The sequence below is a fragment of the Cellulosimicrobium sp. RS genome, assembly GCF_046159675.1.
In the GTDB taxonomy this organism is placed as follows: Bacteria; Actinomycetota; Actinomycetes; order Actinomycetales; family Cellulomonadaceae; genus Cellulosimicrobium; species Cellulosimicrobium funkei.
The window spans coordinates 185,989-210,057 of sequence record NZ_JBJXVU010000006.1 but is presented as its reverse complement, the minus strand read 5'-3'; the positions used below and the strand labels follow the sequence as shown (position 1 = coordinate 210,057).

Annotated in this window: 21 protein-coding genes; 16 read left to right on the top strand and 5 right to left on the bottom strand. The window is 74.0% G+C overall.

Annotation, left to right across the window (positions count from 1 at the left end; genetic code table 11):
* The first annotated feature begins 14 nt into the window (after positions 1 to 14).
* From ACI769_RS11335 to ACI769_RS11300, 8 genes are all read left to right on the top strand, one after another.
* A complete protein-coding gene (locus ACI769_RS11335; protein WP_409141600.1) occupies positions 15 to 1,313 on the top strand; it encodes a nucleotide sugar dehydrogenase in 1,299 nt (432 codons plus the stop codon).
* Positions 1,310 to 2,275 carry a glycosyltransferase gene (locus ACI769_RS11330; protein ID WP_409141599.1) on the top strand — a complete coding sequence of 322 codons (966 nt, stop codon included), beginning with the start codon at positions 1,310 to 1,312 and terminating at the stop codon, positions 2,273 to 2,275. Before ACI769_RS11335 ends, ACI769_RS11330 begins: the two co-directional genes overlap by 4 nt.
* On the top strand, positions 2,272 to 3,159 hold the full coding sequence (locus ACI769_RS11325) for a glycosyltransferase (protein ID WP_051027626.1): 888 nt from the start codon (positions 2,272 to 2,274) through the stop codon (positions 3,157 to 3,159). Before ACI769_RS11330 ends, ACI769_RS11325 begins: the two co-directional genes overlap by 4 nt.
* Before the next feature lie 15 nt (positions 3,160 to 3,174).
* A complete protein-coding gene (locus ACI769_RS11320; protein WP_409141598.1) occupies positions 3,175 to 5,148 on the top strand; it encodes a DUF6541 family protein in 1,974 nt (657 codons plus the stop codon).
* 112 nt (positions 5,149 to 5,260) lie between these two features.
* On the top strand, positions 5,261 to 6,448 hold the full coding sequence (glf, locus tag ACI769_RS11315; RefSeq protein ID WP_409141597.1) for a UDP-galactopyranose mutase: 1,188 nt from the start codon (positions 5,261 to 5,263) through the stop codon (positions 6,446 to 6,448).
* Entirely contained in the window at positions 6,445 to 8,442 is a 1,998-nt protein-coding gene (locus ACI769_RS11310) for a glycosyltransferase (protein WP_409141596.1), read from the top strand. Before glf ends, ACI769_RS11310 begins: the two co-directional genes overlap by 4 nt.
* On the top strand, positions 8,439 to 9,293 hold the full coding sequence (locus ACI769_RS11305; RefSeq protein ID WP_034650568.1) for an ABC transporter permease: 855 nt from the start codon (positions 8,439 to 8,441) through the stop codon (positions 9,291 to 9,293). Before ACI769_RS11310 ends, ACI769_RS11305 begins: the two co-directional genes overlap by 4 nt.
* Positions 9,293 to 10,015 carry an ABC transporter ATP-binding protein gene (locus ACI769_RS11300; RefSeq protein WP_034650565.1) on the top strand — a complete coding sequence of 241 codons (723 nt, stop codon included), beginning with the start codon at positions 9,293 to 9,295 and terminating at the stop codon, positions 10,013 to 10,015. Before ACI769_RS11305 ends, ACI769_RS11300 begins: the two co-directional genes overlap by 1 nt.
* Before the next feature lie 34 nt (positions 10,016 to 10,049).
* On the opposite strand, the gene ACI769_RS11295 is transcribed toward ACI769_RS11300, so the two are convergent.
* On the bottom strand, positions 10,050 to 10,847 hold the full coding sequence (locus ACI769_RS11295; protein ID WP_051027628.1) for a TIGR03089 family protein: 798 nt from the start codon (positions 10,845 to 10,847) through the stop codon (positions 10,050 to 10,052).
* 178 nt (positions 10,848 to 11,025) lie between these two features.
* Here ACI769_RS11295 and ACI769_RS11290 point away from each other — a divergent pair, with 178 nt between their 5' ends.
* The 3 genes from ACI769_RS11290 to ACI769_RS11280 all read left to right on the top strand — a co-directional run bounded on the left by ACI769_RS11290 (position 11,026) and on the right by ACI769_RS11280 (position 16,604).
* The gene (locus tag ACI769_RS11290) at positions 11,026 to 11,355 is read left to right on the top strand and encodes a WhiB family transcriptional regulator (RefSeq protein ID WP_021482334.1); all 330 of its coding nucleotides are present in this window, start codon (positions 11,026 to 11,028) and stop codon (positions 11,353 to 11,355) included.
* A gap of 132 nt (positions 11,356 to 11,487) precedes the next feature.
* Positions 11,488 to 14,853: a glycosyltransferase gene (locus ACI769_RS11285; RefSeq protein WP_409141595.1), complete on the top strand. Its 3,366-nt coding sequence runs from the start codon at positions 11,488 to 11,490 to the stop codon at positions 14,851 to 14,853.
* 5 nt (positions 14,854 to 14,858) lie between these two features.
* Complete coding sequence (locus ACI769_RS11280) at positions 14,859 to 16,604, top strand: DUF5719 family protein (protein WP_409141594.1); 1,746 nt, start codon at positions 14,859 to 14,861, stop codon at positions 16,602 to 16,604.
* A gap of 7 nt (positions 16,605 to 16,611) precedes the next feature.
* On the opposite strand, the gene ACI769_RS11275 is transcribed toward ACI769_RS11280, so the two are convergent.
* Entirely contained in the window at positions 16,612 to 17,190 is a 579-nt protein-coding gene (locus ACI769_RS11275; RefSeq protein ID WP_085387524.1) for a metallopeptidase family protein, read from the bottom strand.
* Positions 17,191 to 17,336: 146 nt separating this feature from the next.
* Between ACI769_RS11275 and ACI769_RS11270 the strand changes: the two genes are divergently transcribed.
* Complete coding sequence (locus ACI769_RS11270; protein WP_009863301.1) at positions 17,337 to 17,690, top strand: DUF3499 domain-containing protein; 354 nt, start codon at positions 17,337 to 17,339, stop codon at positions 17,688 to 17,690.
* A gap of 1 nt (position 17,691) precedes the next feature.
* Here the strand turns inward: ACI769_RS11270 and ACI769_RS11265 are convergent, their stop codons facing one another.
* On the bottom strand, positions 17,692 to 18,309 hold the full coding sequence (locus ACI769_RS11265; RefSeq protein ID WP_137281187.1) for a dTDP-4-dehydrorhamnose 3,5-epimerase family protein: 618 nt from the start codon (positions 18,307 to 18,309) through the stop codon (positions 17,692 to 17,694).
* 38 nt (positions 18,310 to 18,347) lie between these two features.
* Between ACI769_RS11265 and rfbD the strand changes: the two genes are divergently transcribed.
* On the top strand, positions 18,348 to 19,247 hold the full coding sequence (rfbD, locus tag ACI769_RS11260; RefSeq protein WP_085388692.1) for a dTDP-4-dehydrorhamnose reductase: 900 nt from the start codon (positions 18,348 to 18,350) through the stop codon (positions 19,245 to 19,247).
* Here rfbD and rfbA read toward each other — a convergent pair.
* Positions 19,220 to 20,083 (bottom strand): glucose-1-phosphate thymidylyltransferase RfbA, encoded by an 864-nt coding sequence (gene rfbA / locus ACI769_RS11255; protein ID WP_034651716.1) that lies wholly within the window; start codon positions 20,081 to 20,083, stop codon positions 19,220 to 19,222. The genes rfbD and rfbA overlap by 28 nt on opposite strands.
* A 121-nt stretch (positions 20,084 to 20,204) precedes the next feature.
* Here rfbA and rfbB point away from each other — a divergent pair, with 121 nt between their 5' ends.
* From rfbB to ACI769_RS11240, 3 genes are read left to right on the top strand one after another with little or no spacing between them, the layout of a single operon-like run.
* The gene (gene rfbB / locus ACI769_RS11250) at positions 20,205 to 21,200 is read left to right on the top strand and encodes a dTDP-glucose 4,6-dehydratase (RefSeq protein ID WP_034651713.1); all 996 of its coding nucleotides are present in this window, start codon (positions 20,205 to 20,207) and stop codon (positions 21,198 to 21,200) included.
* 56 nt (positions 21,201 to 21,256) lie between these two features.
* Positions 21,257 to 22,714 carry a phosphomannomutase/phosphoglucomutase gene (locus ACI769_RS11245; protein WP_085387526.1) on the top strand — a complete coding sequence of 486 codons (1,458 nt, stop codon included), beginning with the start codon at positions 21,257 to 21,259 and terminating at the stop codon, positions 22,712 to 22,714.
* Positions 22,711 to 22,899, top strand: a complete 189-nt coding sequence (locus ACI769_RS11240) for a Trm112 family protein (protein ID WP_021479800.1) — start codon at positions 22,711 to 22,713, stop codon at positions 22,897 to 22,899. Before ACI769_RS11245 ends, ACI769_RS11240 begins: the two co-directional genes overlap by 4 nt.
* Positions 22,900 to 23,059: 160 nt before the next feature.
* Here the strand turns inward: ACI769_RS11240 and ACI769_RS11235 are convergent, their stop codons facing one another.
* Complete coding sequence (locus tag ACI769_RS11235) at positions 23,060 to 23,995, bottom strand: glycine betaine ABC transporter substrate-binding protein (protein ID WP_034651706.1); 936 nt, start codon at positions 23,993 to 23,995, stop codon at positions 23,060 to 23,062.
* Positions 23,996 to 24,069: the final 74 nt, after the last annotated feature.

Here is a 24,069-nt window from a genome sequence, read left to right as displayed (position 1 = left end):
CACTGAGGATCACCATGCGCATCGCTGTCATCGCACTGGGCAAGATCGGGCTTCCCCTTGCCGTCCAGTTCGCCGACCAGGGGCACGACGTCGTGGGCGTCGACGTGAATCCCGCCGTCGTCGAGAAGGTCAACGCCGGGGTGGAGCCGTTCCCCGGCGAGGCCCACCTCCAGGAGAAGCTCACGGAGCTCGTCCCCGCGGGCCGGCTGCGCGCGACGACCGACTACGGGGACGCGGTGCCGGGTGCGGACGCCGTCGTGCTGGTGGTGCCGCTCTTCGTCGACGAGGAGACGGCGCAGCCCGACTTCGGCTGGATGGACGCCGCGACGCGGTCGCTGGCGGAGCACCTGACCCCCGGGACCCTCGTGTCGTACGAGACGACGCTGCCCGTCGGCACCACGCGCCACCGCTGGAAGCCGCTCCTGGAGGAGGTCTCCGGCCTGCGCGAGGGCGAGGACTTCCACCTCGTCTTCTCGCCGGAGCGCGTGCTGACGGGACGGGTGTTCGCGGACCTGCGTCGCTACCCGAAGCTCGTCGGAGGGCTCTCGGAGGCCGGCGCGCAGCGGGCCCGGGAGTTCTACGAGGCGGTCCTCACGTTCGACGAGCGCGACGACCTCGCCCGTCCGAACGGGGTGTGGGACCTGGGGTCCGCCGAGGCGGCGGAGCTCGCCAAGCTCGCCGAGACGACCTACCGGGACGTCAACATCGGCCTCGCGAACCAGTTCGCCCTGTTCGCCGACGAGCACGCCATCGACGTGTACTCCGTGATCGAGGCGTGCAACTCCCAGCCGTACAGCCACATCCACCGCCCGGGCATCGCGGTCGGGGGTCACTGCATCCCGGTGTACCCCCGCCTCTACCTGTCGGTCGACCCGAAGGCGTCGATCGTCCGCGAGGCCCGCGCCGTGAACGCCGCGATGCCGGACCGCGTGGTCGAGCGCGCCGCCGAGGTGCTGGGCGACCTCTCGGGGCTGCGCGCCGTGGTGCTCGGGGCCGCGTACCGCGGCGGGGTGAAGGAGACGGCGTTCTCCGGCGTGTTCGCCACCGTCCGGGCGCTCGAGGAGCGAGGCGCGACCGTCGTCGTCCACGACCCGCTCTACTCCGACGACGAGCTGCGGTCGCTGGGCCTCGAGCCGTACGCGTACGGCGACGCCGCCGACCTCGCCGTCGTGCAGACCGACCACGCGGAGTACGCGGAGCTGGGTCCGGACCGCCTGCCGGGGGTCCGCCTCGTCGTGGACGGGCGTCGGGTCACCGACGCCGCGCGCTGGTCCGGCACGCCGCGCATCGTGCTCGGGGGCGGGACGGCGTGACCACCTCGGGCGGCGCGCCGGCGCGGGTCGTCGCGGTCGTCGTCGCGTACGCGCGCCGGGACCTGCTCGTGGAGGCGCTCGACGCGCTCGCCGTCCAGACGCGGCCGGTGGACGCGGTGCTCGTCGTGGACAACGCGTCGCCGGACGACTCGGCGGTCGTCGCCGCGACCCACCGCGTGGCGCCGACCGTGCTGGAGCTGGCACGCAACACCGGCGGTGCCGGGGGCTTCGCCGTCGGCCTCGCGCACGCGGTCGAGGAGATGGCCGCCGACCTGGTCTGGCTCATGGACGACGACACGATCCCGACGCCGGGGGCGCTGCAGGAGCTCCTGGCCGCGCGCGACGGCTACGGGGGGCCCGTCGCGCTCCTGGGGAGCCGCGTGGTGTGGACCGACGGCCGCGACCACCCGATGAACACGCCGCGGCGGCGGCCGGGCGCGGCGGGCGCCGAGGTGCGGTCCGCGGCCTCGGTCGCGGCGGTGCCGGTACGGTCCTCCTCGTTCGTCTCGATGCTCGTCGACGCGCGCGCGGTCCGGCACCACGGGCTGCCCGTGGCGGACTACTTCATCTGGAACGACGACTTCGAGTACTCCGCCCGCCTGCTGCGCTCGGGGACCGGTCTGCACGTGCCGCGGAGCGTCGTCGAGCACCGGACGAAGACCTTCGGGGCGACGGACGCCGACCCCGGTCCTCGGTTCTACTACGAGGTGCGCAACAAGATCTGGATGCTCACCCGCTCGTCGTCGCTCTCGCCGTCGGAGCGGGTGCTGTACGCCGGGGCCAGCGCACGACGGTGGCTGCGCACCGCCGCGCGCTCGCAGGACCGGCGCACGCTCCTGGCGGCCGGGGTGAAGGGGCTGCGGGACGGGGTGTTCCGCCGCCCGCGGCCCAACAGCCGGGTCCTCGCCGGGCTCGGTCTGGTCAGCGCCTCGGTCGAGCGGCTCGAACGGTCCACGGCGTGACGACGACGCCGTTCTCCGTCCTTCTCCCGTACTACCGCAGCGACGACCCCGAGCACCTGCGGAGGTCGTTCCTCTCTGTGACGGCCGACCAGACGCTCCCGCCGGACGAGGTGGTGCTGGTGCAGGACGGCCCGACGGGCCCGGAGCTCGACGAGGCCGTCCTCGCGCTCGTCGCCGCCTCCGCCGTCCCGGTCGACCATGTCCGGCTCGAGGCGAACGTCGGCCTCGCCCGCGCCCTGGAGGCCGGCCTCGTGCGCTGTCGTCACGAGGTCGTCGCCCGGCAGGACGCCGACGACGTCTCGCGCCCGGAGCGCTTCGCCGCCCAGCTGCCGCTCCTCGAGCGCGGGTTCGACCTCGTGGGCAGCGCCATCGAGGAGCTCGACGACAGCCGGCCCGGCGACGGGCTCGTCCGCGTGCCTCCCACGACGCAGGCGGAGATCGTGCGACGGGCCCGGTTCGCGTCCCCGTTCAACCACCCGACCGTGGTGTTCCGTCGCAGCGCGGTCCGTGAGGCCGGTGGCTACGAGCACCTCGACCTCCTCGAGGACTACTGGCTCTTCGCCCGCATGATCGCGCGCGGTGCCCGGGTGGCGAACGTCCCCGACCCCCTCGTGCTGTACCGCGTCGACGCCGGGGCCTACCGACGGCGCGGCGGACGCCGGCTCCTGCGGTCCGAGATCGAGCTGCAGCGGCGGATGCGGGCGATCGGGTTCACGACGCTCGCGCAGTTCGTGCGCAACGTTCTCGTCCGGGGCGGATATCGTGTCCTGGGCGAACCGGTCCGGCGTGCCCTGTATCGGGCATGGGTCGCGGTGGCGGTCCGACGGGAGCCGCTGATGCCCGCCCGGCACGCGAACCGCCGGGCGAGGTCCCGTCGTGAGTGAAGAATCGAGGGCTCGGTGAGCTGGTGGTCCGTCCTGGACGAGCTCGGGTGGGCGCTGCTGTTCCTGTTCGGGCCGGGCCTCGCCGTCGGCGCGGCGCTCGGCCTGCGGCGCGTCTGGTTGCTCGCTGTCGCCCCTGCGGCGAGCGTCGCCGTCCTCGGCGCCGGCGCGGTGCTCCTCGATCTCGTCGGGATGCCGTGGGGCCGGCTCGGTGCGCTCGTGGTCACGGTGGTCGCGGTGGTGTGCGTGCTGGGTCTGCGACGCCTGCTCGGCAGCCGCTGGCCGACCGACGCCGCCTCCCCGCCCTCCACGCTGTGGACCCTCGTGGGTCTCGTCGTGTCGGCTCCCCTCGCGGCGCTCCCGATCAAGCGCGGCATGATCGACCCCGGGATGCCCGCCCAGACGTGGGACACGCCCTTCCACGTGAACGCGGTGCGATGGATCCTGGAGACGGGTGACGGGTCGACGCTCCACCTCGGCGCGGTGTCGAGCAACCCGCAGGTCGAGCGCTTCTACCCGGCCGGGTGGCACGACCTCGTCGCGCTCGTCGTCGGCGACTCGATCCCGGCCGCGGTGAACGTCACGGCCATCGTGGTGGCCGCGGTCGTCTGGCCGCTGGGGCTGGCCTGCCTGGTCGGTGCGGTCGTGCCGACGAGCCGCCTCGCACCCGTCGTGGCGATGTGCCTGGGCGGTGCGTTCATCGCGTTCCCCGCTCGTATCCAGTCGGTCGGGACGCTCTGGCCCAACGCGCTCGCCTTCGCGCTCGTGCCGGTCGCGCTCGCCCTGACCGTCCGGCTGACGGGGATGCGACGTGCCGCGCTGCCGGGGGCCGACCCCGGCAGCAGACCCGCGGTGCTGACGGGGCTCGTGGCCGTGCTCGGCGGGGTCACGGTCTGCCACCCCAACGGGCTGCTCGCCTACGTGGTGCTCAGCGCCCCGGTGTGGGCGGCGGCGTGGTGGCGTGCCGCACGCGGCTACCGCGAGGCTTCCCGGGCGGTGCGGTCGGTCGTGGTCGGGATCCCCGTCGCGGTCGTCGTGCTCGCCGTCGTCCTCCTGTTCTCCCCTCTGGTCCGCTCGGTGTCGTCGTACCGGCGTGAGCATCTCGAAGGGCGCCTCGACGCCGTCCTCAGCGTCGTCACCGACTCCCAGCAGGGCGCCATGCTCTACGGGAACACGGACCGTGCCTGGTGGCTGCTCGGCCTCGTGGTCCTGGGGATCCTCACGACGTTCCTGCTGCGCCGGGGGCGGTGGCTCACGGTCAGCCTGCTGATCGTGCTGGGCATGTACACGCTCACCGTCGCGCCGCTGCCCGCGCTCCAGTGGGTCGTCGGCCCGTGGTACTCGGACCCCTTGCGCATCGGGGCGCTCTGCGTGGTGGTGATGGCACCGTTGACCGCGCTCGGTCTGGTGGGTGCGGGCGAGGCGGTCCGCCGCGCCCTGGACGGCCGCGGTGCCGGTCGGGCCGCGGTCGCGGCCGAGGTGGTCACCGCCGTCGCCCTCGTCGCGGTGGTCGTCGGCAGCGGGTGGCTGCGTGCGGACGGACGGCAGTGGATGTACGACCTCTACTACGCCGACCCCGAGGGCCGCTGGGGCATGGTCACGCAGGACGAGCTCGACATGATCGACCGCCTCGAGGACGAGCTGCCGGACGACGCGGTCGTGCTGGGGTCCCCCTTCACCGGCGCGCCGTTCGTCTACGGGCTCACCGGTCACGACGTCGTGTTCCCGCACATCAGCGGGAGCTGGGGGCCGGACGAGTTGCTCCTCGCGACGGAGCTCGACTCGCGGAGCGACGTCGACGACGTCTGCGCAGCGCTGGAGCGGACCGGGGTGACGCACCTCTACACGGACTCCCGGCCCTACTGGCCGGAGAACGAGAACCAGGTCCGCTACGAGGCTCTTCTCGACGACCCCGAGGACCTGCCGCTCGGTCTCGAGCTCGTCGACGAGGGCGGGTCGGCGCGGGTGTACGCGATCACGTCCTGCGGGTAGTCCTCGCGCGTGAACGTTCCGTGTTGACCGTTCCCCGCGACCCGCTGCGGGCATTCCCGGCCGTGCCGGTCACGTAGGCTGTCCCGGCCAGCGTGCTACCTAAGGAGATTGAGTGGACGCCGACCTTGTCGTTGTCGGTTCGGGTTTCTTCGGCCTGACCGTCGCGGAGCGGATCGCCGCAGAGTTCGACCGGAAGGTCCTCGTGATCGACCGCCGGTCCCACATCGGTGGCAACGCCTACAGCGAGGCCGAGGAGTCGACCGGGATCGAGGTGCACCGCTACGGCGCGCACCTGTTCCACACGTCGAACGAACGGGTCTGGGAGTACGTCAACCGCTTCACGGCGTTCACGAGCTACGTGCACCGCGTGTACACCACGCACCGTGGCGAGGTCTTCCCGATGCCGATCAACCTCGGCACGATCAACCAGTTCTTCCGTTCGGCGCACGGCCCCGACGCCGCGCGCGCGCTCGTCAAGGAGCTGTCCGCCGAGCTCGGCGGCAAGAAGCCGGAGAACCTCGACGAGCAGGGGGTCTCGCTCATCGGGCGCCCGCTGTACGAGGCCTTCATCCGTGAGTACACGGCGAAGCAGTGGCAGACGGACCCGCGTGAGCTGCCCGCGTCGATCATCTCGAGGCTGCCGGTGCGGTACACGTACGACAACCGGTACTTCAACGACACGTACGAGGGTCTGCCGGTCGACGGCTACACGGCGTGGCTCGAGCGCATGGCCGACCACAAGAACATCGAGGTGCGTCTGGGCGTCGACTTCTTCGACGAGTCCCAGCCGGTGAGCAAGGGCAACGTCGTGGGCAACGTGCCCGTGGTCTACACGGGGCCGGTCGACCGCTACTTCGACTACGCCGAAGGCGACCTGTCGTGGCGCACGCTCGACTTCGAGGAGGAGGTCCTCCCGGTCGGTGACTTCCAGGGCACCCCGGTGATGAACTACGCCGACGCGGACGTGCCGTACACGCGCATCCACGAGTTCCGGCACTTCCACCCCGAGCGGGACTACCCCACGGACAAGACGGTGATCATGCGGGAGTTCTCCCGCTTCGCCGACCGCGCCGACGAGCCGTACTACCCGGTGAACACGTCGGCGGACCGGGAGCGCCTCCTCAAGTACCGCGACCTCGCGGCGGGGGAGACGGACGTGATCTTCGGCGGCCGGCTCGGTACCTACAAGTACCTCGACATGCACATGGCCATCGGAGCAGCGCTCTCCGTGGTCGACAACAAGCTTGCGCCGCACTTCGGCGGGGGCACGCGAATCGAGAGCGGAGGGGTCGACGCGTGACGGCGACCGAGGAGCAGCAGACGACGACGCAGAGCGGGACCATGCGGACGGTCCAGCGGGTCATCTTCCCGGTGGAGTCCGACTCCGACAGCCTGGCCCTCTACGTCGAGGCGGGGGAGGCGCGACCGGCACCGTCCAAGACGGACTTCGAGTCGCTCCGGACGGGCGCGGGCGCGGGCGCGGCCCCCCGCGTCTCCGAGTCCGTCCGTGCCCAGGACATCCGCAGCCGTCTGTCGATGAGCGTCCGGGCCGGGCGCCGCGTCTCGTTCGGCAGCTACTTCAACGCGTTCCCCGCCGGGTACTGGCGCCGGTGGACCGTGGTGCGCTCCGTCCGGCTGACCGCCGAGCTCGTGGGCAACGGGAACCTCACGGTCTACCGCTCGAACGCGAAGGGCGCCCAGCACCGGGTGGAGTCGTTCCACGTGGAGGGGGACCAGACGATCTCGGTGGACCTCCCGCTCGACCGGTTCGGTGACGGCGGGTGGTACTGGTTCGACCTCATCGGCGGCACCGAGCCCCTGGTGCTCGAGAGCGCGGTGTGGGAGGTCGAGGACGAAGCGGCGCGGCACGGCCGGACGTCGCTCGGCATCACGACGTTCAACCGTCCGGACTTCTGCCTCGAGACGATCCGCAGCGTGGCCGAGAACGACTCCGTACGTGCGCTCCTCGACGAGCTGATCATCGTCGACCAGGGGTCGCAGCGCGTCGAGGACGAGGACGGCTTCGCCGACGTGGCGGCGGAGATGGGCGACCAGCTCCGCATCATCAAGCAGGCCAACATCGGCGGCTCGGGCGGTTTCTCGCGCGCCATGTACGAGACCGTCACGGCCGGCCGCAGCGACTACGTGATCCTCCTCGACGACGACATCGTCCTCGAGCCGGAGAGCATCCTGCGGCTCGTGACGTTCGCGGACTTCACGCGGGTGCCGACGCTCGTCGGCGGGCACATGTTCGACATGTACAACCGCTCGGTCCTGCACACCTTCGGCGAGATCGTCGAGCCGTGGCGCATCCAGCCCGGCGTCCCGCACCCGGACATGGAGAACGGCCACGACTTCCGCGAGAGCGGGCTCCGGGCCACCTCGTGGCTGCACCGGCGCGCGGACGTGGACTACAACGGCTGGTGGATGTGCCTCATCCCCACCGAGGTGATCCGGACGATCGGCCTGTCCCTCCCGGTCTTCATCAAGTGGGACGACGCCGAGTACGGCCTGCGTGCGCGGGCGCACGGCTTCCCGACGGTCTCGCTCCCCGGGGCGGCCGTCTGGCACGTGTCGTGGGGGGACAAGGACGACCTCGTGGGATGGCAGTCGTACTTCCACGAGCGCAACCGGCTCATCACGGCGCTGCTCTACTCCCTGTACGAGCGGGGCGGGCGGGTGCTCCGCGAGTCCACGTACATGGACGTCAAGCACCTGATCTCGATGCAGTACTACACCGAGCAGGGGCGCATCCTCGCGATGCGGGACGTCCTCGCCGGACCGGACGGCCTGCACGGGATGATCGGGACGAAGCTCCCGGAGATCCGTCGGCTCACGCAGGACTTCACGGACGCCCAGCTCAAGCCCGACCTCGACGAGTTCCCCGCGCCCGCGGCGGCGAAGCCCCGGAACAAGGGGCGTGGCGTCCAGATGCCCAGCCGCCTGATGCTGGGGCCGTGGGCGGCGAAGACCGTCGTCCGGCAGATCGCCAAGCCGGTCCCGGAGAACAAGCGGGAGCGTCCCGAGGCCGTCGTCCCGCACCAGGACGCCCGGTGGTGGCGCCTGTCGCAGTACGACTCCGCGATCGTCTCCAACGCCGAGGGCACCGGTGTCTCCTGGCACCGGAGGGACCCGCGGGTCGTGCGCACGATGCTCACCGAGGCCGTGAAGCTCCACGCGGAGCTCTTCGCGCGGTGGGGCGACCTGCGGACCACCTACCGTGACGCGCTCCCGCGCATCACGTCCGTCGAGGCGTGGGAGCGGACCTTCTCCGACAACCCGCCGTCGTCGTGAACGCACCGGCTCCGCTCGTCGCCCCCGGGCAGGGCAGAGGTCTCCTCGACGTCCTCGACCGACGGTTCCTCCTCCGCCTGATCGTCCGCAAGGAGCTCCGGGTCCGCTACCGCGGGTCGGTGCTGGGGATGGCCTGGTCGTACGTCAAGCCGGCGACCCAGTTCGCCGTGTTCTTCGTGGCGATGGGTCTGTTCCTCCGGCTGGGCGACCAGATCGAGGACTACGCGGTCTACCTCTTCTCGGGCATCGTCGTCATCAACTTCTTCGGCGAGGGCTTCGGCAACGCGACGCGCTCCATCGTCTGGAACGCGCCGCTCGTGCGGAAGATCTACCTGCCGCGCGAGCTGTTCCCGGTGGCGTCGATCTACGTCTCGGCGGTGCACTTCTTCCCGCAGCTCGTCGTCCTGCTGGTCGGTACGGTGATCGCGGGGTGGAGGCCGAACCCGGCGGAGGTCGCGGCGGGTCTGCTGGGGCTGGTGATCATCGCGACGCTCGCGCTCGGGCTGGGGCTCTTAGCCGGTGCGATCAACGTCTTCTACCGCGACGCCGAGAACTTCGTCGACCTCATCGTGATGGTCGCCACCTGGGCGTCGCCGATCCTGTACAGCTGGGAGATGGTCCGGGACACGCTGCCCGGCTGGCTCTTCACCGTCTACCAGCTCAACCCCATCACGGCCGCCGTGGAGCTCTTCCACTACTGCTTCTGGTTCCCCGCCACGTCGCGCACCGCCGCGATGCCGCCGAACCTGTGGATGTGGGGCTTCGTCGGCCTCGCCATCTCGGTCGTGGTCGTGTTCCTCGGGCAGTCCGTCTTCCGGCGCCTCGAGGGGCGCTTCGCGCAGGAGCTGTGATGACGTCGTCCATCGAGATCTCTCACGTCCAGAAGCGGTTCACGCTGCGGCACAACCGCTCTCTCAAGGAGCTGGCCGTCGCGATGGTCCGGGGCAAGGACCTGTCCGACACCTTCCTCGCGCTCGACGACGTCTCGCTCACCGTCGAGGAGGGCGAGACGGTCGCGCTGCTGGGGTTCAACGGCTCCGGCAAGTCGACCCTGCTCAAGCTCATCTCCGGCGTGCTGCAGCCCGACGCGGGCTCGATCGGCACGCGGGGGCGGGTCGCGGGTCTCATCGAGGTCGGTGCGGGCTTCCACCCCGACCTGACCGGTCGCGAGAACGTCCTGCTGAACGGTGCGATCCTCGGGATGTCCGAGAAGCAGGTGGAGCAGCGGTTCGACGAGATCGTCGCGTTCAGCGAGATCGAGAAGTTCATCGACACCGAGGTGAAGTTCTACTCCTCCGGCATGTTCCTGCGGCTCGCGTTCGCCGTCGCGGTGCACTCCGACCCGGAGGTCTTCCTCATCGACGAGATCCTCGCGGTGGGGGACGAGCCGTTCCAGCGCAAGTGTCTCGAGCGTGTGCGCCAGCTGCGCGACGAGGGCCGCACGCTGGTGATCGTCAGCCACGACCTCGACATGGTCGCCGACCTGTGCGACCGCGGCGTCCTCCTCGAGAAGGGTGTGGTCGTCGCGGACGGCGAGTCGCACGCCGTCGTGGAGAAGATGCGCGGCGACTGACGGCCTGCGCGGTCCACGGCCTCGGCCGAGCGCGTCAGCGGGTGACGCGCTCGGTCGACACGAGGCGCTGGAGCCGCTGCTCGTCGGCCGACAGCAGACCGGCCGTGGCAGGGGAGAGCGCGACCGCGGACCCGTCGGCGGCCAGGAGGGCGAGAACCTCGCGCAGCGTGGAGGCGACCGAGCCGACCTCCAGCCCGACGAGGGCGCGCGGCCCCGGCCCGGCGTCCCCGACGCCGGCGGAGGGCGGCACGAGGCTCTCGTGGCGGACGACGAGGGGTCCGTCCGCGCGCGGGTCCACGAGCGCGTCCAGCGTCGGATCCGGCTCGGGTGCCCAGCCGAGCCGGTCCCCGTAGCTCATCACCGCCGACGCGGCGTCGATCGCCCCGGGGGGCAGAGCGTCGTCGAACCGGCGCGCCAGGGCAGGGAGAGCCACGGCGACGAGCTCCGCGCCGGAACCCGTCCACGCGTCGGGACGGTGCGTGACGACCACCTCGGCGTGCGTGGTGCCCGGACCGGTGGCATTCTCGTCGACCAGGACCACGGTGGCTCCCACGCGCCATGCAGCCAACGCCCAGACGACGGTGCGCCAATGCACGGGAAGATCGAGAACGACCCGCGTTCCGGGGCCGGCGTCGAATTCCTCGACGAGCAGGTTCGTCGTCTTGTTGACCCAGTTCTCGAGCACCGCGCCGGAGAGCTCGACGCGCTCGCCGTCGTCCCCGTACCACGTGAGACGGGGCCGACCCGGGTCGCGCGTGACGAGTCGGAGCAGGTCAGAGACGTGGGCAGGACGGCCGTCGCGAGGGGTGCGGGAGTGGGGAGCGGTCACCATGGACACCACCCTAGGGCGCTGATATCGACACCCGAGATGTGGTGGTTTCACCCGGGCCCTCCGCGGGGCTATCACATTTCGGCTTGACGCCCGCGGATGACACGCGTGTAATTTCTTCAATGCAGTTTCCTGCCTGGTTCTCGCTCGAGGCCCGGCGAACGGCATGAAGGGGCGAGCAATGTGGAACATGCTGGACGGGACGGGCGGGGTCTTCCCCTCCGACGCTGAGCGAGAGGTGGAGCGCGTGGCACCGGTGCTGCCGCTCTTCGGTGAGCCGGTCGACGACTCGCTCATGGGGTGGCAGGAGCGCGCGCTGTGCGCCCAGACGGACCCGGAGGCCTTCTTCCCGGAGAAGGGCGGGTCCACGCGCGAGGCGAAGAAGGTCTGCACGGGCTGCGAGGTCCGGGCCGAGTGCCTGGAGTACGCGCTCGAGCACGACGAGCGCTTCGGCATCTGGGGCGGGCTCTCCGAGCGGGAGCGCCGCAAGCTCAAGCGCCGCGTCGTCTGACGACCGGGCCTCGGCCCGGAGGGCTCGTCGGCGTCGCCGACGGGTGCCGTCGTGACGGGTGGCCGACACCCGCCACACCGGGGCGCGCAAATGCCGCGCCTGGAGCCGTGTCCGTCGCATGATCGACGGGACATGACTTCCTCCGACCTCACCACGTCCGCGCGCAGCGCCCGTCCCGGCGACGTCACGCCGGGGGCCGCCGCGCGCGCCGCCGCCGTGCCGGGCGTCGTCGCGGCACCCGGGATCGTCGCCGCCGTGACGGGCGCGCTGCCCGTCGTGACCACGGTCACGGCGGTCGTCGTGACGCGCGGCCGCACCCCGTTCCTCGCCCACACGCTGGCGGCGCTGCGCGCCCAGACGACGAGCCCGCACGAGGTCGTCGTCGTCGACGCCGCGACCGGCGACGCGAGCAGCGAGCACCAGGGCCTCCAGCTCGGGGACGCGCGCTTCGTCGCGGCGCCGCGCGCCCGCTCGTTCGGCGACGCGGTCGACACGGCCCTCGCGAACGTCGAGCCGGGCACGTGGCTCTGGCTCCTGCACGACGACTCGGCCCCTGCGCCCGACGCGCTCGCCGAGCTGCTGCGCGCCGTCGAGCACTCGAGCGCGGTCGCGGTGGCCGGCCCCAAGCAGGAGCGCTGGGTGCCCGGCACCGACGCGCAGCCCGCGGCGCCGTTCGAGCCGGGCACGGTCAGCCGCCTCGTCGAGGTGGGCGTGACCACGACGCCGCTCGGCCGCCGCCTGACCGGCATCGACGAGGACGAGGTCGACCAGGGGCAGCACGACGCGCGCGAGGACGTGCTCGCCGTCGGGCTCGCCGGGGCGCTCGTGCGGCGGTCGGTGTGGCAGGAGCTCGGCGGGACCGACCCCGAGCTCGGCCCGTTCGGCGACGGCCTGGACCTGTGCCGGCGGGCGCGCCTCGCGGGTCACCGGGTCGTCGTCGTGCCGTCGGCCGTGGTGCGGCACGCGCAGGCCTCCCTGCTCGGCCTGCGCGAGCGTCGGCGCGGGACGACGGCGCTCCCCGCCCCGGACCCCGACGCGTCGTCGGCGGCGCGCCGGCACTCCCAGCTCCACGCGCGGCTCGTCGGCGTCGCGGCACCGTGGCTCCCGTTCGTCGCGCTCGCCATGGTCGTCGGCGCACCCTTCCACGCCGCGTTCCGGCTGCTCGTCAAGCAGCCGGGGCAGGCCCGGGACGAGCTGCTCGCGCCGCTGTGGGCGCTCGTGCGGGTCGGGCCCGTCGTGCGGGCGCGCCGCGTGGCGCGCCGGACCCGGACGCTCCCGCGCCGAGCGCTGCGCCCGCTGCGCGGCACGTGGCGCGAGGTGCTCGTCGAGCGGCGCGACCGCCGGCTCGCGCGCGCCGAGCAGCGGCGCACCGCGTGGGCGCCGACCGACATCGAGCGGCGCGAGCTGCGTGCCCTCGCGGTGCGGCGTCGGGCCGGGCTCGCCGGGGCCGCCGTCGTGCTGGCGGGGTTCACCGCCGTCGTGTTCGGGCCGCTGGCGGGGGCTCTCCTCGCGGGCGGTCGGCTCGTCGGCGGCTCGCTCCTCCCGGCCACGGGGACGCTCGGGGACGTGTGGCGCGCGGCGACGACGGGCTGGGTCACCACGGGGCTCGGCGCGCCCGCGCCGGCGGACCCGTTCGTGTCCGCGCTGGTCCCGGCGTCCCTGCTCGCCGGCGGCGCCACGCAGACCGCCGTGAACCTGCTCGTCCCCGCGTGCTTCCTCGCGGCCGGCCTGGGCGCGTGGTTCGCCGCGGGCGCGGTCACGCGCTCCGTGCCGCTCCGAGCCTGGGCGACGCTCGTCTGGGTCGCCGCTCCCGCGCTCCTCACCGCCGTGGGTGCCGGCCGGGTCGGCGCCGTCCTCGTGCACGCGACGCTCCCGTGGCTCGCGCTCGCGGTCGTCCGCGCGCTCGGGCTCCAGCGGCTCGACGTCGTCGCGCCCCCGACGCAGGACGTCGTCCGCCGGGGCGCGCGCCGCGAGCCGGGGTCGCTCGCGGCCGCCGCGACCGCGGGCCTGCTGTTCGCGGTCGCCGTCGCCGGGGCGCCCGTGCTCCTGCCCGTCGGTGTGGTCGTGCTCGTCGTCGTGGCGCTCGGGGTCCGGGCGCACCGCCGCTACCTCGCCCTCGTCCCCGTGCCGGCCCTCGTGCTCTTCGCCCCGTTCCTCGTGCACGTGGCCCGCACCGCGGGCGACGGCGGGTGGCGGCTGCTGCTCGCCGACCCGGGCGCGCCGGTCGCGGCGACGCCCGCCGCGCCGTGGCAGCAGCTCCTGGGGCTGCCGACCGCGCCCGAGGCGTGGTTCGGGCTCGACGGGGGCGGCGCCGGCGACCTCCTGGCGCGCTGGGCCCCGTTCGCCGCCGGCGCGGTCGTCGTGGTGCTCGCCGTGCTCGCCGTGCTGCGCGGCCGCCGTCTGGCCGTGGGGGCGTGGTTCGTCGCGGCGCTCGGGCTGGCCGCCGCCGTCCTCGCCGGGTCGACCGTCGTGGCCGCCGGGGCGTCGCCCGACGCCCCGGTCACGGGGTGGCCCGGCGCCGGGCTGTCCCTCGCGCTCCTCGCCCTCCTCGGTGCCGCGCTCGTGGGCGCCCCGCGGTGGCCCGGCGCCGGGGCCCCGGCCTGGCGCTCGGGCGCCGTCGTCGCGCTCGCGCTCGTCGTCACCCTGCTGCCCCTCGGGGCCGCCGCGTCCTGGACCGTGGGCGTGCTCGACCGCGACGACGCCCGGGTCGGCTCGGTCGTGGCCACGACCGAGCCGGTGGTGCCGCCGGTCGGCCGCCAGATGCAGTCCTCGCCGCGCCAGGCGCGCGTGCTCACCCTGGAGCACGGTCCGGGTGGCGTCGTCGAGTACGCGGCGCTGCGCTCGGACGGTCCGCAGGCGGTCGACTCGTCGGTCGTCGTGCACGCGTGGCAGGCGGCCGACCCCGCGGTGACCGAGGGCGAGCTGCCCCGGCTCGTCGCGGAGCTCGTCTCCGGGACCTCGGCGGACGTCGCCGACGGCCTGGGCCGTCTGGGCGTCGGGGCCGTGCTCCTGCCCGCGTCCGCGCCGGAGGACCAGGCGCGGGCCGAGCTCGTCGCCCGGCTCGACATGGTGCCGGGGCTCGAGCGCATGACGGAGGGCCGCTCGGCGCTGCTCTGGCGCGTCGTGCCCGAGGGAGGCGAGCCGTCGTGGGCGCGCGTCGAGTCCGGCGCGGGCGTCGAGCCGCTGGCCGCGGACCGCGACGCGCTGCGCCCGGTCGTCACGACCGTGCCCGAGGGGGCGGAGGACCGGCAGGTCGTCCTCGCGGAGGACGCGTCGTCCGGGTGGCGTGCGACGCTCGACGGCCGCCCGCTGGAGGCGGTCGACCCGGCGACGACCGGCGGGCTGCAGGCCTTCGCCCTCGGGACCGACGCCGGGCGGCTCGAGGTGTACCACGCCGCGGACCACCGGTCCGGCTGGATGGCGGCGGCGGGCGTGACCCTGGTCGTGTACGTGCTGCTCGCGGTGCCGGTCCGGCGCCGTCGCGCGGGAACGAGGTAGGAACGGTGACGACGACGAACGGGACGAGCCCCGACGAGGCTCCGGAGAAGGACGCGCGCCCCGGGCGCGCCCGGGCGGTGGTGCGCCGCGTCACGACGACGGGCGCCGGGCTGGTCGGCATCCTGGCGGTGGGCGCGGTCGTCGTGCTCGGGAGCACGGGCGCGGCGCTCCTGCCCGCGGCACCGGCCCCGGCGGACCCCGTCGAGGAGGTCACGGTCGAGCCCGCCCAGGAGGTCTCGGTCTGCCCGGGCCCGGCGCGGCTCACCGACCCCGAGACGGTCGGTGACGCGCAGTTCGGTCCCGCCCCGGTCGGTACGTCCAGCAGGCTGCGGGCCGTCGTCGAGGGCGACGGGACCGCTGGGCTCGGCGTGCTCGACGGCGGCGACCCCGAGGAGCAGGAGCTCGCGCCCGGGCCGGGCGCCGAGGTCACCGTGGGCGACGTCGAGGACCCGGAGCACGGCAGCGTCCTGACGGTGCGCCCCGCCCAGGACGCGTCCCCCCGCGTGGCCGCGTCCGTCGGCTCCGTGACGACGGAGGGAGACCTGCGCGGTCTCGCCGCGGCGAGCTGCTCGCGGCCGGGCATCAGCCAGTGGCTCGTCGGCGGGAGCACCGAGATCGGGAGCAGCTCGCAGCTCGTGCTCCAGAACCCCGGTCTCACGCCCGCCGTCGTCCAGGTCCAGGTCTGGGGACAGGGGGGCGAGGTCGTGCTCTCCGGCGGCGGGCAGCAGCTCGTCGGTCCGGGGCAGGAGGTCGTGACCCTGGTCGAGGCGGCGGCCCCCGAGCAGCGCCGCCTCGTCGTCCACGTGGCCGCGTCGGGCGGCCTCGTGTCGGCGTACCTGCAGCACTCGACGCTCGACGGCCTCGTGCCGCTCGGCGTCGACCACGTGGTCCCGGGCGCGGAGCCGACGACGGACCTCGCGCTGGCGGGCGTCACGAGCGTCGGGGAGGCGGTCGACGACCCGCACGCGCCGCAGCTGCGCCTGCTCGCCCCGGGCGAGGAGGCCGGGACCGCGCGCGTCACGGTCTACGGCGAGGACGGTGCCGTGCCCCTGCGCGGGGCCGAGGAGGTCGCGCTCACGCCCGGCGTCGTCACGGACGTGTCGCTCGGCGGCCTGCCCGCGGGTGCGTACGCCGTCTCCGTGCACGCCGACGTCCCCGTCGTCGGCGGCGCGTCCGTCGACCGCCGCGGCGAGCCGGACCCCGACCTGCTCCACGAGGAGCGGCAGTACGACCGCGCCTGGGTCGCGGCGCGACCGCTGCCGCCCGTGGCGGACGCGGCGAGCGCCGACGAGAGCGCCGGGCCCGCCGACGACGCGTCGCCCGCCGGTCAGGTGGCGCTCGTCCCGGGCACGTCCTCCGCGCTGACGCTCGCCGCCGTGCCTGCGGCGCGTGCCGACGAGGACGAGCCGACGGGCTCGCTCGAGCTCCTCGTGCGCGTCTACGACGAGAGCGGCGCGGAGGCGGGCACGACGACCCTGACCCTCCGCGCGGGCACGACGCAGACGCTCGACCCGGCGACGGTGCCGGCGGAGGGGTCCGAGGCCGTCCCCGCGGCGGTGACGGTCGACGTCGTCGGGGAGGACGACGGCCTGCTCCCCGTCTGGTCGCTCACGGCGAGCGCGGGCACGCCGAGCGGCGACGAGGGCGACGGCGCGCCGAGCCTCGTGTCGGTGCTCCTGCCGGTCACGGAGGCGCCCGCCGCGCACGAGGTCGCGGTCCGCGCGTCGGACACGGCCGGGCTCGGACGCTAGGGGACGGTCAGCGGTCGCCCGTGTAGCGCGGGTCGATCTCCTCGGGGGTGCGGGCCAGCAGGTGCGCGACCTGCTCGACGAGCACGTCGCGGACGAGGTCCTCGAGGTCCTCGGCGTCGAACGCGCGCGCCTCGACGGGCCGCCGGTAGACCACGATGCGGGCGGGCTGGCCCGACTCGGCCGGGAAGCACCGGCCGAGCGGCACGCCGCCGTCCTCCCAGGGCGCCGGGTCCGACGGCGGGACGTCCTCCACCGCGAACTCCGTCCCGCGCAGCTGCTTCGCCCACGAGCGCTGCACGCGCTCCACGACGTCGAGCACGACGTCGTCGAACTTCTCCGCGCGCGTGCGGCTCGCGGGCGCGGTCGGCGGCAGGAGAGGACCCCGGATGCCGCGTCCCCGGCGGTCGCGGCGTCGCGGCACCGGGCCGTGGCCGCCCGGCCCCGGGGCGCGCGGCGGGATGACGAGCTCGTCGAACGAGACCGGGGGAGGGGTGACGGCGCTGCGTCGCGACCAGCGGTCACGGGCCCGGCGCCCTGCGCCGGCCGGGTCGGGGCGCGAGCCGGGGGACGGAGAGTTGCCACGCACACCACGACTCTAGTCGGCCGTCGCCCTGCGCACCGGGGCTCGCCGGGCCCTCCCACGAACCCGGCCGGGACCAGCCACGGCCCGGCGCGGGGCGCGGACGGCGTGTGGCGTCTCCAGGACCGCTCGGGAAGGCGTAAGGTCAGGCCGTGAGATCCGTCAGGCAGTGCTCGCGCACGGCGTGCGTCCGTGCCGCCGTCGCGACCCTCACCTACGTCTACGCCGACTCCACGGCGGTCCTGGGCCCGCTCGCGCACCTCGCCGAGCCGCACAGCTATGACCTGTGCGCCGAGCACGCGGAGCGGCTCACCGCGCCGCGCGGCTGGGAGGTCGTGCGCCTGTCGCCGCAGTTCGTCGAGACCGGTCCCAGCGACGACGACCTCTCGGCGCTCGCCGACGCCGTCCGCGAGGCGGGCAAGGTCCGCACCGAGCCGGAGCCGCCGGACGTCACCGAGGTCGGGCGGCGCGGGCACCTGCGGGTCCTGCGCGCCGAGGCCGACTGACCTACCCCTGCAGCGTCCGGACGAACGCGGCGACCTCGTCCGCGCGGGGGAGGGCTCCGGCCGCTAGCGCCTCCCGCAGGGACGGCGCCGCCGCGTCCTTCGCGGAGAACGACGGCACGAGGGCGCGCCCGTCCGGGCCGGTGGTCGGCCACTCGATGGCGAGCTCGGGGTCGGTCGGGTCGACGCCGTGCTCCCGCTCGGGGGCGTACCCGCTCGAGCACAGGTAGACGACCGTCGCGCCGTCCTCGAGCGCCATGAACGCGTGCCCGACGCCCTCGGGGAGGAACACGGCCCGGCGCTCGTGGGCGTCCAGCAGGACCGCGTCCCAGCGCCCGAAGGCGGGCGACCCGACGCGGAGGTCGACCACGACGTCGAGGACGGACCCCGCGACGCACGTCACGTACTTCGCCTGCCCGGGCGGGACGTCGGCGTAGTGGATCCCGCGCACGACGCCCGCTCTCGACACCGAGGCGTTCGCCTGGGCGAGGTCGAGGTCGCGCCCCGTCGCCTCGCGCAGGGCCGCGGCCGTGAACCACTCGAGGAAGACCCCTCGGTCGTCGGCGTGCTGGCGCGGCAGCAGCTCCCACGCGCCGGGGACGGTGAGCTCACGGACGTTCATGGTGCTCCTCGGTAGGGTGCCGTGCGGAGGTGGTCGTGGTGCGGTGGGCGGTGACAGGGGCCGGCGGGATGCTCGGGGCCGAGGTGGTGGCGCTGCTGCGCGCCGGCGGGGAGCCCGTGCGCGCGCTCGACCGCGCGGCGCTCGACGTCACGGACGGGGACGCCGTCGCGCGCGCGCTCGCCGGCGCGGACGTCGTGGTGAGCTGTGCGGCGTACACGGCCGTCGACGCCGCCGAGGCGGACGAGGCGACGGCCTTCGCCGTCAACGCCGTCGGGGCCCAGCACGTCGCCCGCGCGGCGGTTCGCCACGGGGCCCGGCTCGTGCACGTGTCGACGGACTACGTCTTCGACGGCGGGCCCGCCGCCGTCGGGGTCCCGTACGCCGAGGACGCGCCGCTGGCGCCCCGGTCCGCGTACGGCCGGACGAAGGCCGCCGGGGAGTGGGCCGTGCGGACCGAGCACCCGGACGCCCTCGTGGTCCGCACGGCGTGGCTCTACGGCGCGCACGGCGCGTGCTTCCCGCGGACGATCGCCCGGGTGGCGCGCGAGCGCGGAGCGCTCGAGGTCGTCGACGACCAGGTGGGGCAGCCGACGTGGGCGCGGGACCTCGCCGACCTCGTCGTGCGGCTGGTGCGGTCCCCGGCGCCGGGCGGCGTCTACCACGGCACGGCGCAGGGCCGGGCGTCCTGGTGGGACCTCGCTCGCGAGGTGGTCGCCGCGGCCGGGCTCGACCCGGCGATCGTCCGCCCCGTCCCCAGCGCCGCGTCCGCCCGCCCCGCGCCGCGGCCGGCGTGGTCCGTGCTCGGCCACGAGGCGCTGCGCCGGGCCGGCGTCGAGCCCGTCGGCGACTGGCGCGAGCGCTGGGTCGTCGCGGCGGCCGACGTGCTCGCCGGAGCCTCGGCCCCGGGCGCTCACGCGTCGAGCAGCGACAGCAGGTAGGTGCCGTAGCGCGACCGGCCCAGCGCGGCCGCACGCTCGCGCAGGCCGTCGTCGTCGAGGAACCCGCGGCGCCAGGCGACCTCCTCGGGGGCCCCGATCTTCAGGCCCTGCCGGTTCTCGATCGTGCGGACGAAGTCGCTCGCGTCGAGGAGCGAGTCGACCGTCCCGGTGTCGAGCCAGGCGGTCCCGCGCGGCAGGACCTCGACCTGGAGCCGGCCCTCGCGCAGGTAGTGCAGGTTCACGTCCGTGATCTCGTACTCGCCGCGCGCCGAGGGCCGCAGCGAGCGGGCGACGTCGACGACGTCCGCCGAGTAGAAGTACAGGCCCGGCACCGCGTAGCTGCTCCGCGGGTGCACGGGCTTCTCCTCGATGCTCAGGGCGCGTCCCGACCCGTCGAACTCGACCACGCCGTACGCCGTCGGGTCCGAGACGCGGTAGGCGAAGACGGCGCCGCCGTCGATCTCGGCGAACCGCTGGAGCCGGTCGCCGAGGCCGGGCCCGTAGAAGATGTTGTCGCCGAGGACGAGCGCGGCGGAGTCCCCGTCGAGGAAGTCCGCGCCGAGCACGAACGCCTGGGCGAGCCCGTTCGGCTCCGCCTGCACCGCGTAGGAGATGGAGATGCCGAACTGCGAGCCGTCGCCCAGCAGGCGCGTGAACGCGGCGGCGTCGTGCGGTGTCGTGATGACGAGCACGTCCCGCACCCCGGCCAGCAGCAGCGTGGAGAGCGGGTAGTACACCATCGGCTTGTCGTAGACGGGCAGGAGCTGCTTGCTCACCCCGAGCGTGATCGGGTGCAGGCGCGTGCCCGCGCCTCCTGCCAGGACGATCCCCTTCATCCCGGCAGGCTCTCACGACAGCCCCGTGCCGCGGCGGGTGAAATGCCGCCGCGGACCCCGGGGCCGGGGCCCGCCGTCGATAGACTCGCCGCGCCAGGAGGACGGATCGAGGAGGTCGGCTGTGCGGGTGCTCGTGACCGGCGGCGCCGGCTTCATCGGGGCGAACTTCGTGCATCGCACGGTCGAGACGCGGCCCGACGCCGCGGTGGTCGTGCTCGACGCCCTCACGTACGCGGGGGACGCGCGGTCCCTCGACCCGGTGCGCGACCGCGTCGAGCTCGTCGAGGGCGACGTCGCGGACGCCGACCTGGTGGACCGGCTCGTGGGCGAGGCCGACCTCGTGGTCCACTTCGCCGCGGAGTCGCACAACGACAACTCCCTGCGGGACCCGTCCCCGTTCGTCCGGACCAACGTGCTCGGCACGTTCACCCTGCTCGAGGCGGTGCGCCGCCACGACGTGCGGCTGCACCACGTCTCGACGGACGAGGTGTACGGCGACCTCGAGCTCGACGACGTCGCGCGCTTCACGGAGACGACCCCGTACAACCCCTCGTCGCCCTACTCCTCGACGAAGGCGTCGAGCGACCTGCTGGTGCGGGCGTGGGTGCGCTCGTTCGGCGTGCGCGCGACGATCTCGAACTGCTCGAACAACTACGGGCCGTACCAGCACGTCGAGAAGTTCATCCCGCGGCAGATCACCAACCTGCTCGACGGCGGGCGTCCCAAGGTCTACGGGGCGGGCGCGAACGTGCGGGACTGGATCCACGTCGACGACCACAACGACGCGGTGTGGGCGATCGTCGAGCGGGGCGCCGTGGGCGAGACCTACCTCGTCGGGGCGGACGGCGAGCGGTCCAACCTGCAGGTTGTCCAGGACCTGCTCGAGATCTTCGGCCGCGACCGTGACGACTACGAGCTCGTCGCGGACCGTGCGGGGCACGACCTGCGCTACGCGATCGACGCCACGCGGCTGCGGACCGAGCTGGGGTGGGAGCCCGCCTTCACCTCGTTCGGCGACGGTCTCGCCCGGACGGTGGACTGGTACCGCGAGCACGAGGAGTGGTGGCGCCCGGCGAAGGCGCGGACCGAGGAGCGGTACGCGGCGGCCGGGCAGTAGCACGCGCAGCAGCCGTCGCCGTCGCACGCGGTGCACCCGCGGATAGGGTGGGTCGCGTGAGCACCGACCTCTCCCACCTCATCAAGGCGTACGACGTCCGCGGCACCGTCCCGGACCAGCTGAACCCGGAGGTGGCCCGGGCCGTCGGCGCGGCGTTCGCGCGGGCCGTGGTGCTGCCGGAGGCCCCGGCCGGCACGCGGGCCAGCGCCGTGCTGGGGCACGACATGCGCGACTCGGGCCCGGAGCTCGTCGACGCGTTCGCCGCGGGGCTCACGGCCGCGGGGGTGGACGTGACGCGCATCGGGCTGTGCTCGACGGACGGTCTCTACCACGCGTCCGGGGTGCTGGGCGTCCCCGGGGCCATGTTCACCGCGAGCCACAACCCCGCCGTCTACAACGGCATCAAGCTGTGCCGCGCGGGCGCGCGCCCGGTCGGCCAGGACACGGGCCTGATCGACGTACGGACCCTCGCGGAGGGGTACCTGGACGGCGGTCTCCCGCCCGCTGCCGAGGAGCCCGGCACCGTCACGGACCGCGACATGCTCGCGGAGTACGCGGCGTTCCTGCGCGGCCTCGTCGACCTGTCGGGCATCCGTCCGCTCAAGGTCGTCGTCGACGCCGGCAACGGGATGGGTGGGCACACCGTGCCGGCCGTGCTGGGCACGGGCGCGGGACTGCCCGCCCTGCCGCTCGACGTCGTGCCGCTCTACTTCGAGCTCGACGGCACGTTCCCGAACCACGAGGCGAACCCGCTGGACCCGAAGAACCTCGTGGACCTGCAGGCGGCCGTGGTCGAGCACGGGGCCGACCTCGGGCTCGCGTTCGACGGCGACGCCGACCGCTGCTTCGTCGTGGACGAGCGCGGCGAGCCGGTCTCCCCGTCCGCCGTCACGGCGCTGGTCGGCCTGCGGGAGGTCGCGAAGGAGCTCGAGGCCGGGCGCACCCCCACGGTGATCCACAACCTCATCACCTCGCGCGCCGTCCCCGACTTCCTCGGCGCGGCCGGCGCGCGCACGGTCCGCACGCGCGTGGGCCACTCGTTCATCAAGGCGCAGATGGCGGAGCACGACGCCGTGTTCGGGGGCGAGCACAGCGCCCACTACTACTTCCGCGACTTCTTCTTCGCGGACACCGGGATGCTGGCGGCGATGCACGTCCTGGCCGCGCTCGGGTCGCAGCCGCACGCGCTGTCCGACCTCGCGGAGATGTACGAGCCCTACGTCGCCTCGGGGGAGATCAACTCGACCGTGGCGGACGTCCCGGCGGCGCGTGCGCGCGTCGTCGAGGCGTACGTGACCCAGCAGGGGGCCGGCCCGGTCGAGGTCGACGAGCTCGACGGCCTGACGGTCTCCCACTGGGGCTCTCACCCGCAGTGGTGGTTCAACCTGCGGGCGTCCAACACGGAGCCGCTCCTGCGGCTCAACGTCGAGGCCGCTGACGAGGACATCATGGAGAAGGTGCGCGACGACGTCCTGTCGCTCGTGCGCACGGACGACGACGAGGAGCGAGCATGAGCCTGCAGATCGACCCCTGGGTGCGCGAGGCGCTGCGGTGCCCGGTGACGGGCGCCCGCCTCGTGGACGGGACGAGCCCCTCCGGCGAGCCGGAGCTGCACTCGACCGACCCGGGGCGTCCGCTCGCGTACCCCGTGCGCGACGGCATCCCGGTGCTGCTGGAGGACGACGCGCGCGAGCTCTGAGGGCACCGCGTCCCGCAGCACGACCGAAGGCCGGCCCCCGCGAGGGAGCCGGCCTTCGGCGTCGGGCACCGAGGGTGCCCGCACGGCTGCGGCGAACCGGGACCGCAGCCCGTCCGGGACGGGCCCTGCCGGGCCCGTCGGAGCGCGGGTGGTCGGGGCGTCAGACGCCCGCGGCCTCCTTGAGGTCGTCGACGAACGTCGGGTTCTCCTCGAGCCACGCCTCGACGGCGGCCTGCTCGTCGGCGTACTCGTCGGAGTTGAACATCATGTTCTCGAGCGAGAACAGCTGCTCGTCGTCGAGGGAGAACGCGCCGAGCATCTTCGTCAGCGTCGGGTAGCGCTCCTCGAAGTCGGACGAGCCCCACATGTGGATCTTCTCCGCCTCGCCGAGCGCGCCCTCGGGGTCCTCGAGGTCGCGGACGGGGAACTCGTCGTAGGCCCAGTGCGGGCGCCACAGCGTGACCGCGATGTTCTCGCCGCTGTCGGTCGCGCCCTTGAGCTCGGCGAGCATCGCGGGGGTGGAGGAGATGGAGTAGTCCATGTCCTCGAGGCCGTAGGTGGGGATGACCTGGTCCTGGGTGATCTCGGTCAGGCCGGCGCCCGCCTCGATGCCGACGAGCTTGTTGCCGTACTCGTCGGACATGGCCGCGAGGTCCTCGAGGGACTGCGCGGGGGAGTCCTCGTTCACCGCGATGGTGAGCTTGGCGTCGTCGTACCAGTAGCCGAGGTCGGTGATCTCGCCGCCGTACTTCTTCTCGTACGACGCGTGCGTGTAGGGCAGCCAGACGTCGAGCGTGAGGTCGAAGTCCCCGCCGACGAGGCCGGTGTAGACGACGCCGACGTCGGCGGTCTGCGTCGACACGTCGTAGCCCTCGTCCTCGAGGATGGTGGTCCACAGGTGGGAGACGGCGATGCCCTCGTCCCAGCCGGACGGGATGCCGATGGAGACCGACGTCTCGTCCTCGCCGGTGGAGGAGGCGCCGTCGCCGGAGCCGCCCGAGCCGGAGTCGGACGCGCAGCCGGTGAGCGCGAGGCCGAGGACGGCGGTCGCGGCGACGGCGGCGGTGCGGGTGGTGCGCTTGCGTGCGGGGGTCATGCGTTCCTTCCGTGGGCCGGGGGGCCCGGTCGGGGTGCCCGACGGCGGGTGCGTGGGGCGGGGTCCCGGCGTGC

Bases quoted from the DNA above. Each gene is read 5' to 3' on its own strand.
- ACI769_RS11335 (WP_409141600.1), top strand. From the start codon at position 15: ATGCGCATCGCTGTCATCGCACTGGGCAAGATCGGGCTTCCCCTTGCC.
- ACI769_RS11300 (WP_034650565.1), top strand. From the start codon at position 9,293: ATGACGTCGTCCATCGAGATCTCTCACGTCCAGAAGCGGTTCACGCTG.
- ACI769_RS11295 (WP_051027628.1), bottom strand. From the start codon at position 10,847: ATGGTGACCGCTCCCCACTCCCGCACCCCTCGCGACGGCCGTCCTGCC.
- ACI769_RS11290 (WP_021482334.1), top strand. From the start codon at position 11,026: ATGTGGAACATGCTGGACGGGACGGGCGGGGTCTTCCCCTCCGACGCT.
- ACI769_RS11285 (WP_409141595.1), top strand. From the start codon at position 11,488: ATGACTTCCTCCGACCTCACCACGTCCGCGCGCAGCGCCCGTCCCGGC.
- ACI769_RS11265 (WP_137281187.1), bottom strand. From the start codon at position 18,309: ATGAACGTCCGTGAGCTCACCGTCCCCGGCGCGTGGGAGCTGCTGCCG.
- rfbA (WP_034651716.1), bottom strand. From the start codon at position 20,083: ATGAAGGGGATCGTCCTGGCAGGAGGCGCGGGCACGCGCCTGCACCCG.
- ACI769_RS11240 (WP_021479800.1), top strand. From the start codon at position 22,711: ATGAGCCTGCAGATCGACCCCTGGGTGCGCGAGGCGCTGCGGTGCCCG.
- ACI769_RS11235 (WP_034651706.1), bottom strand. From the start codon at position 23,995: ATGACCCCCGCACGCAAGCGCACCACCCGCACCGCCGCCGTCGCCGCG.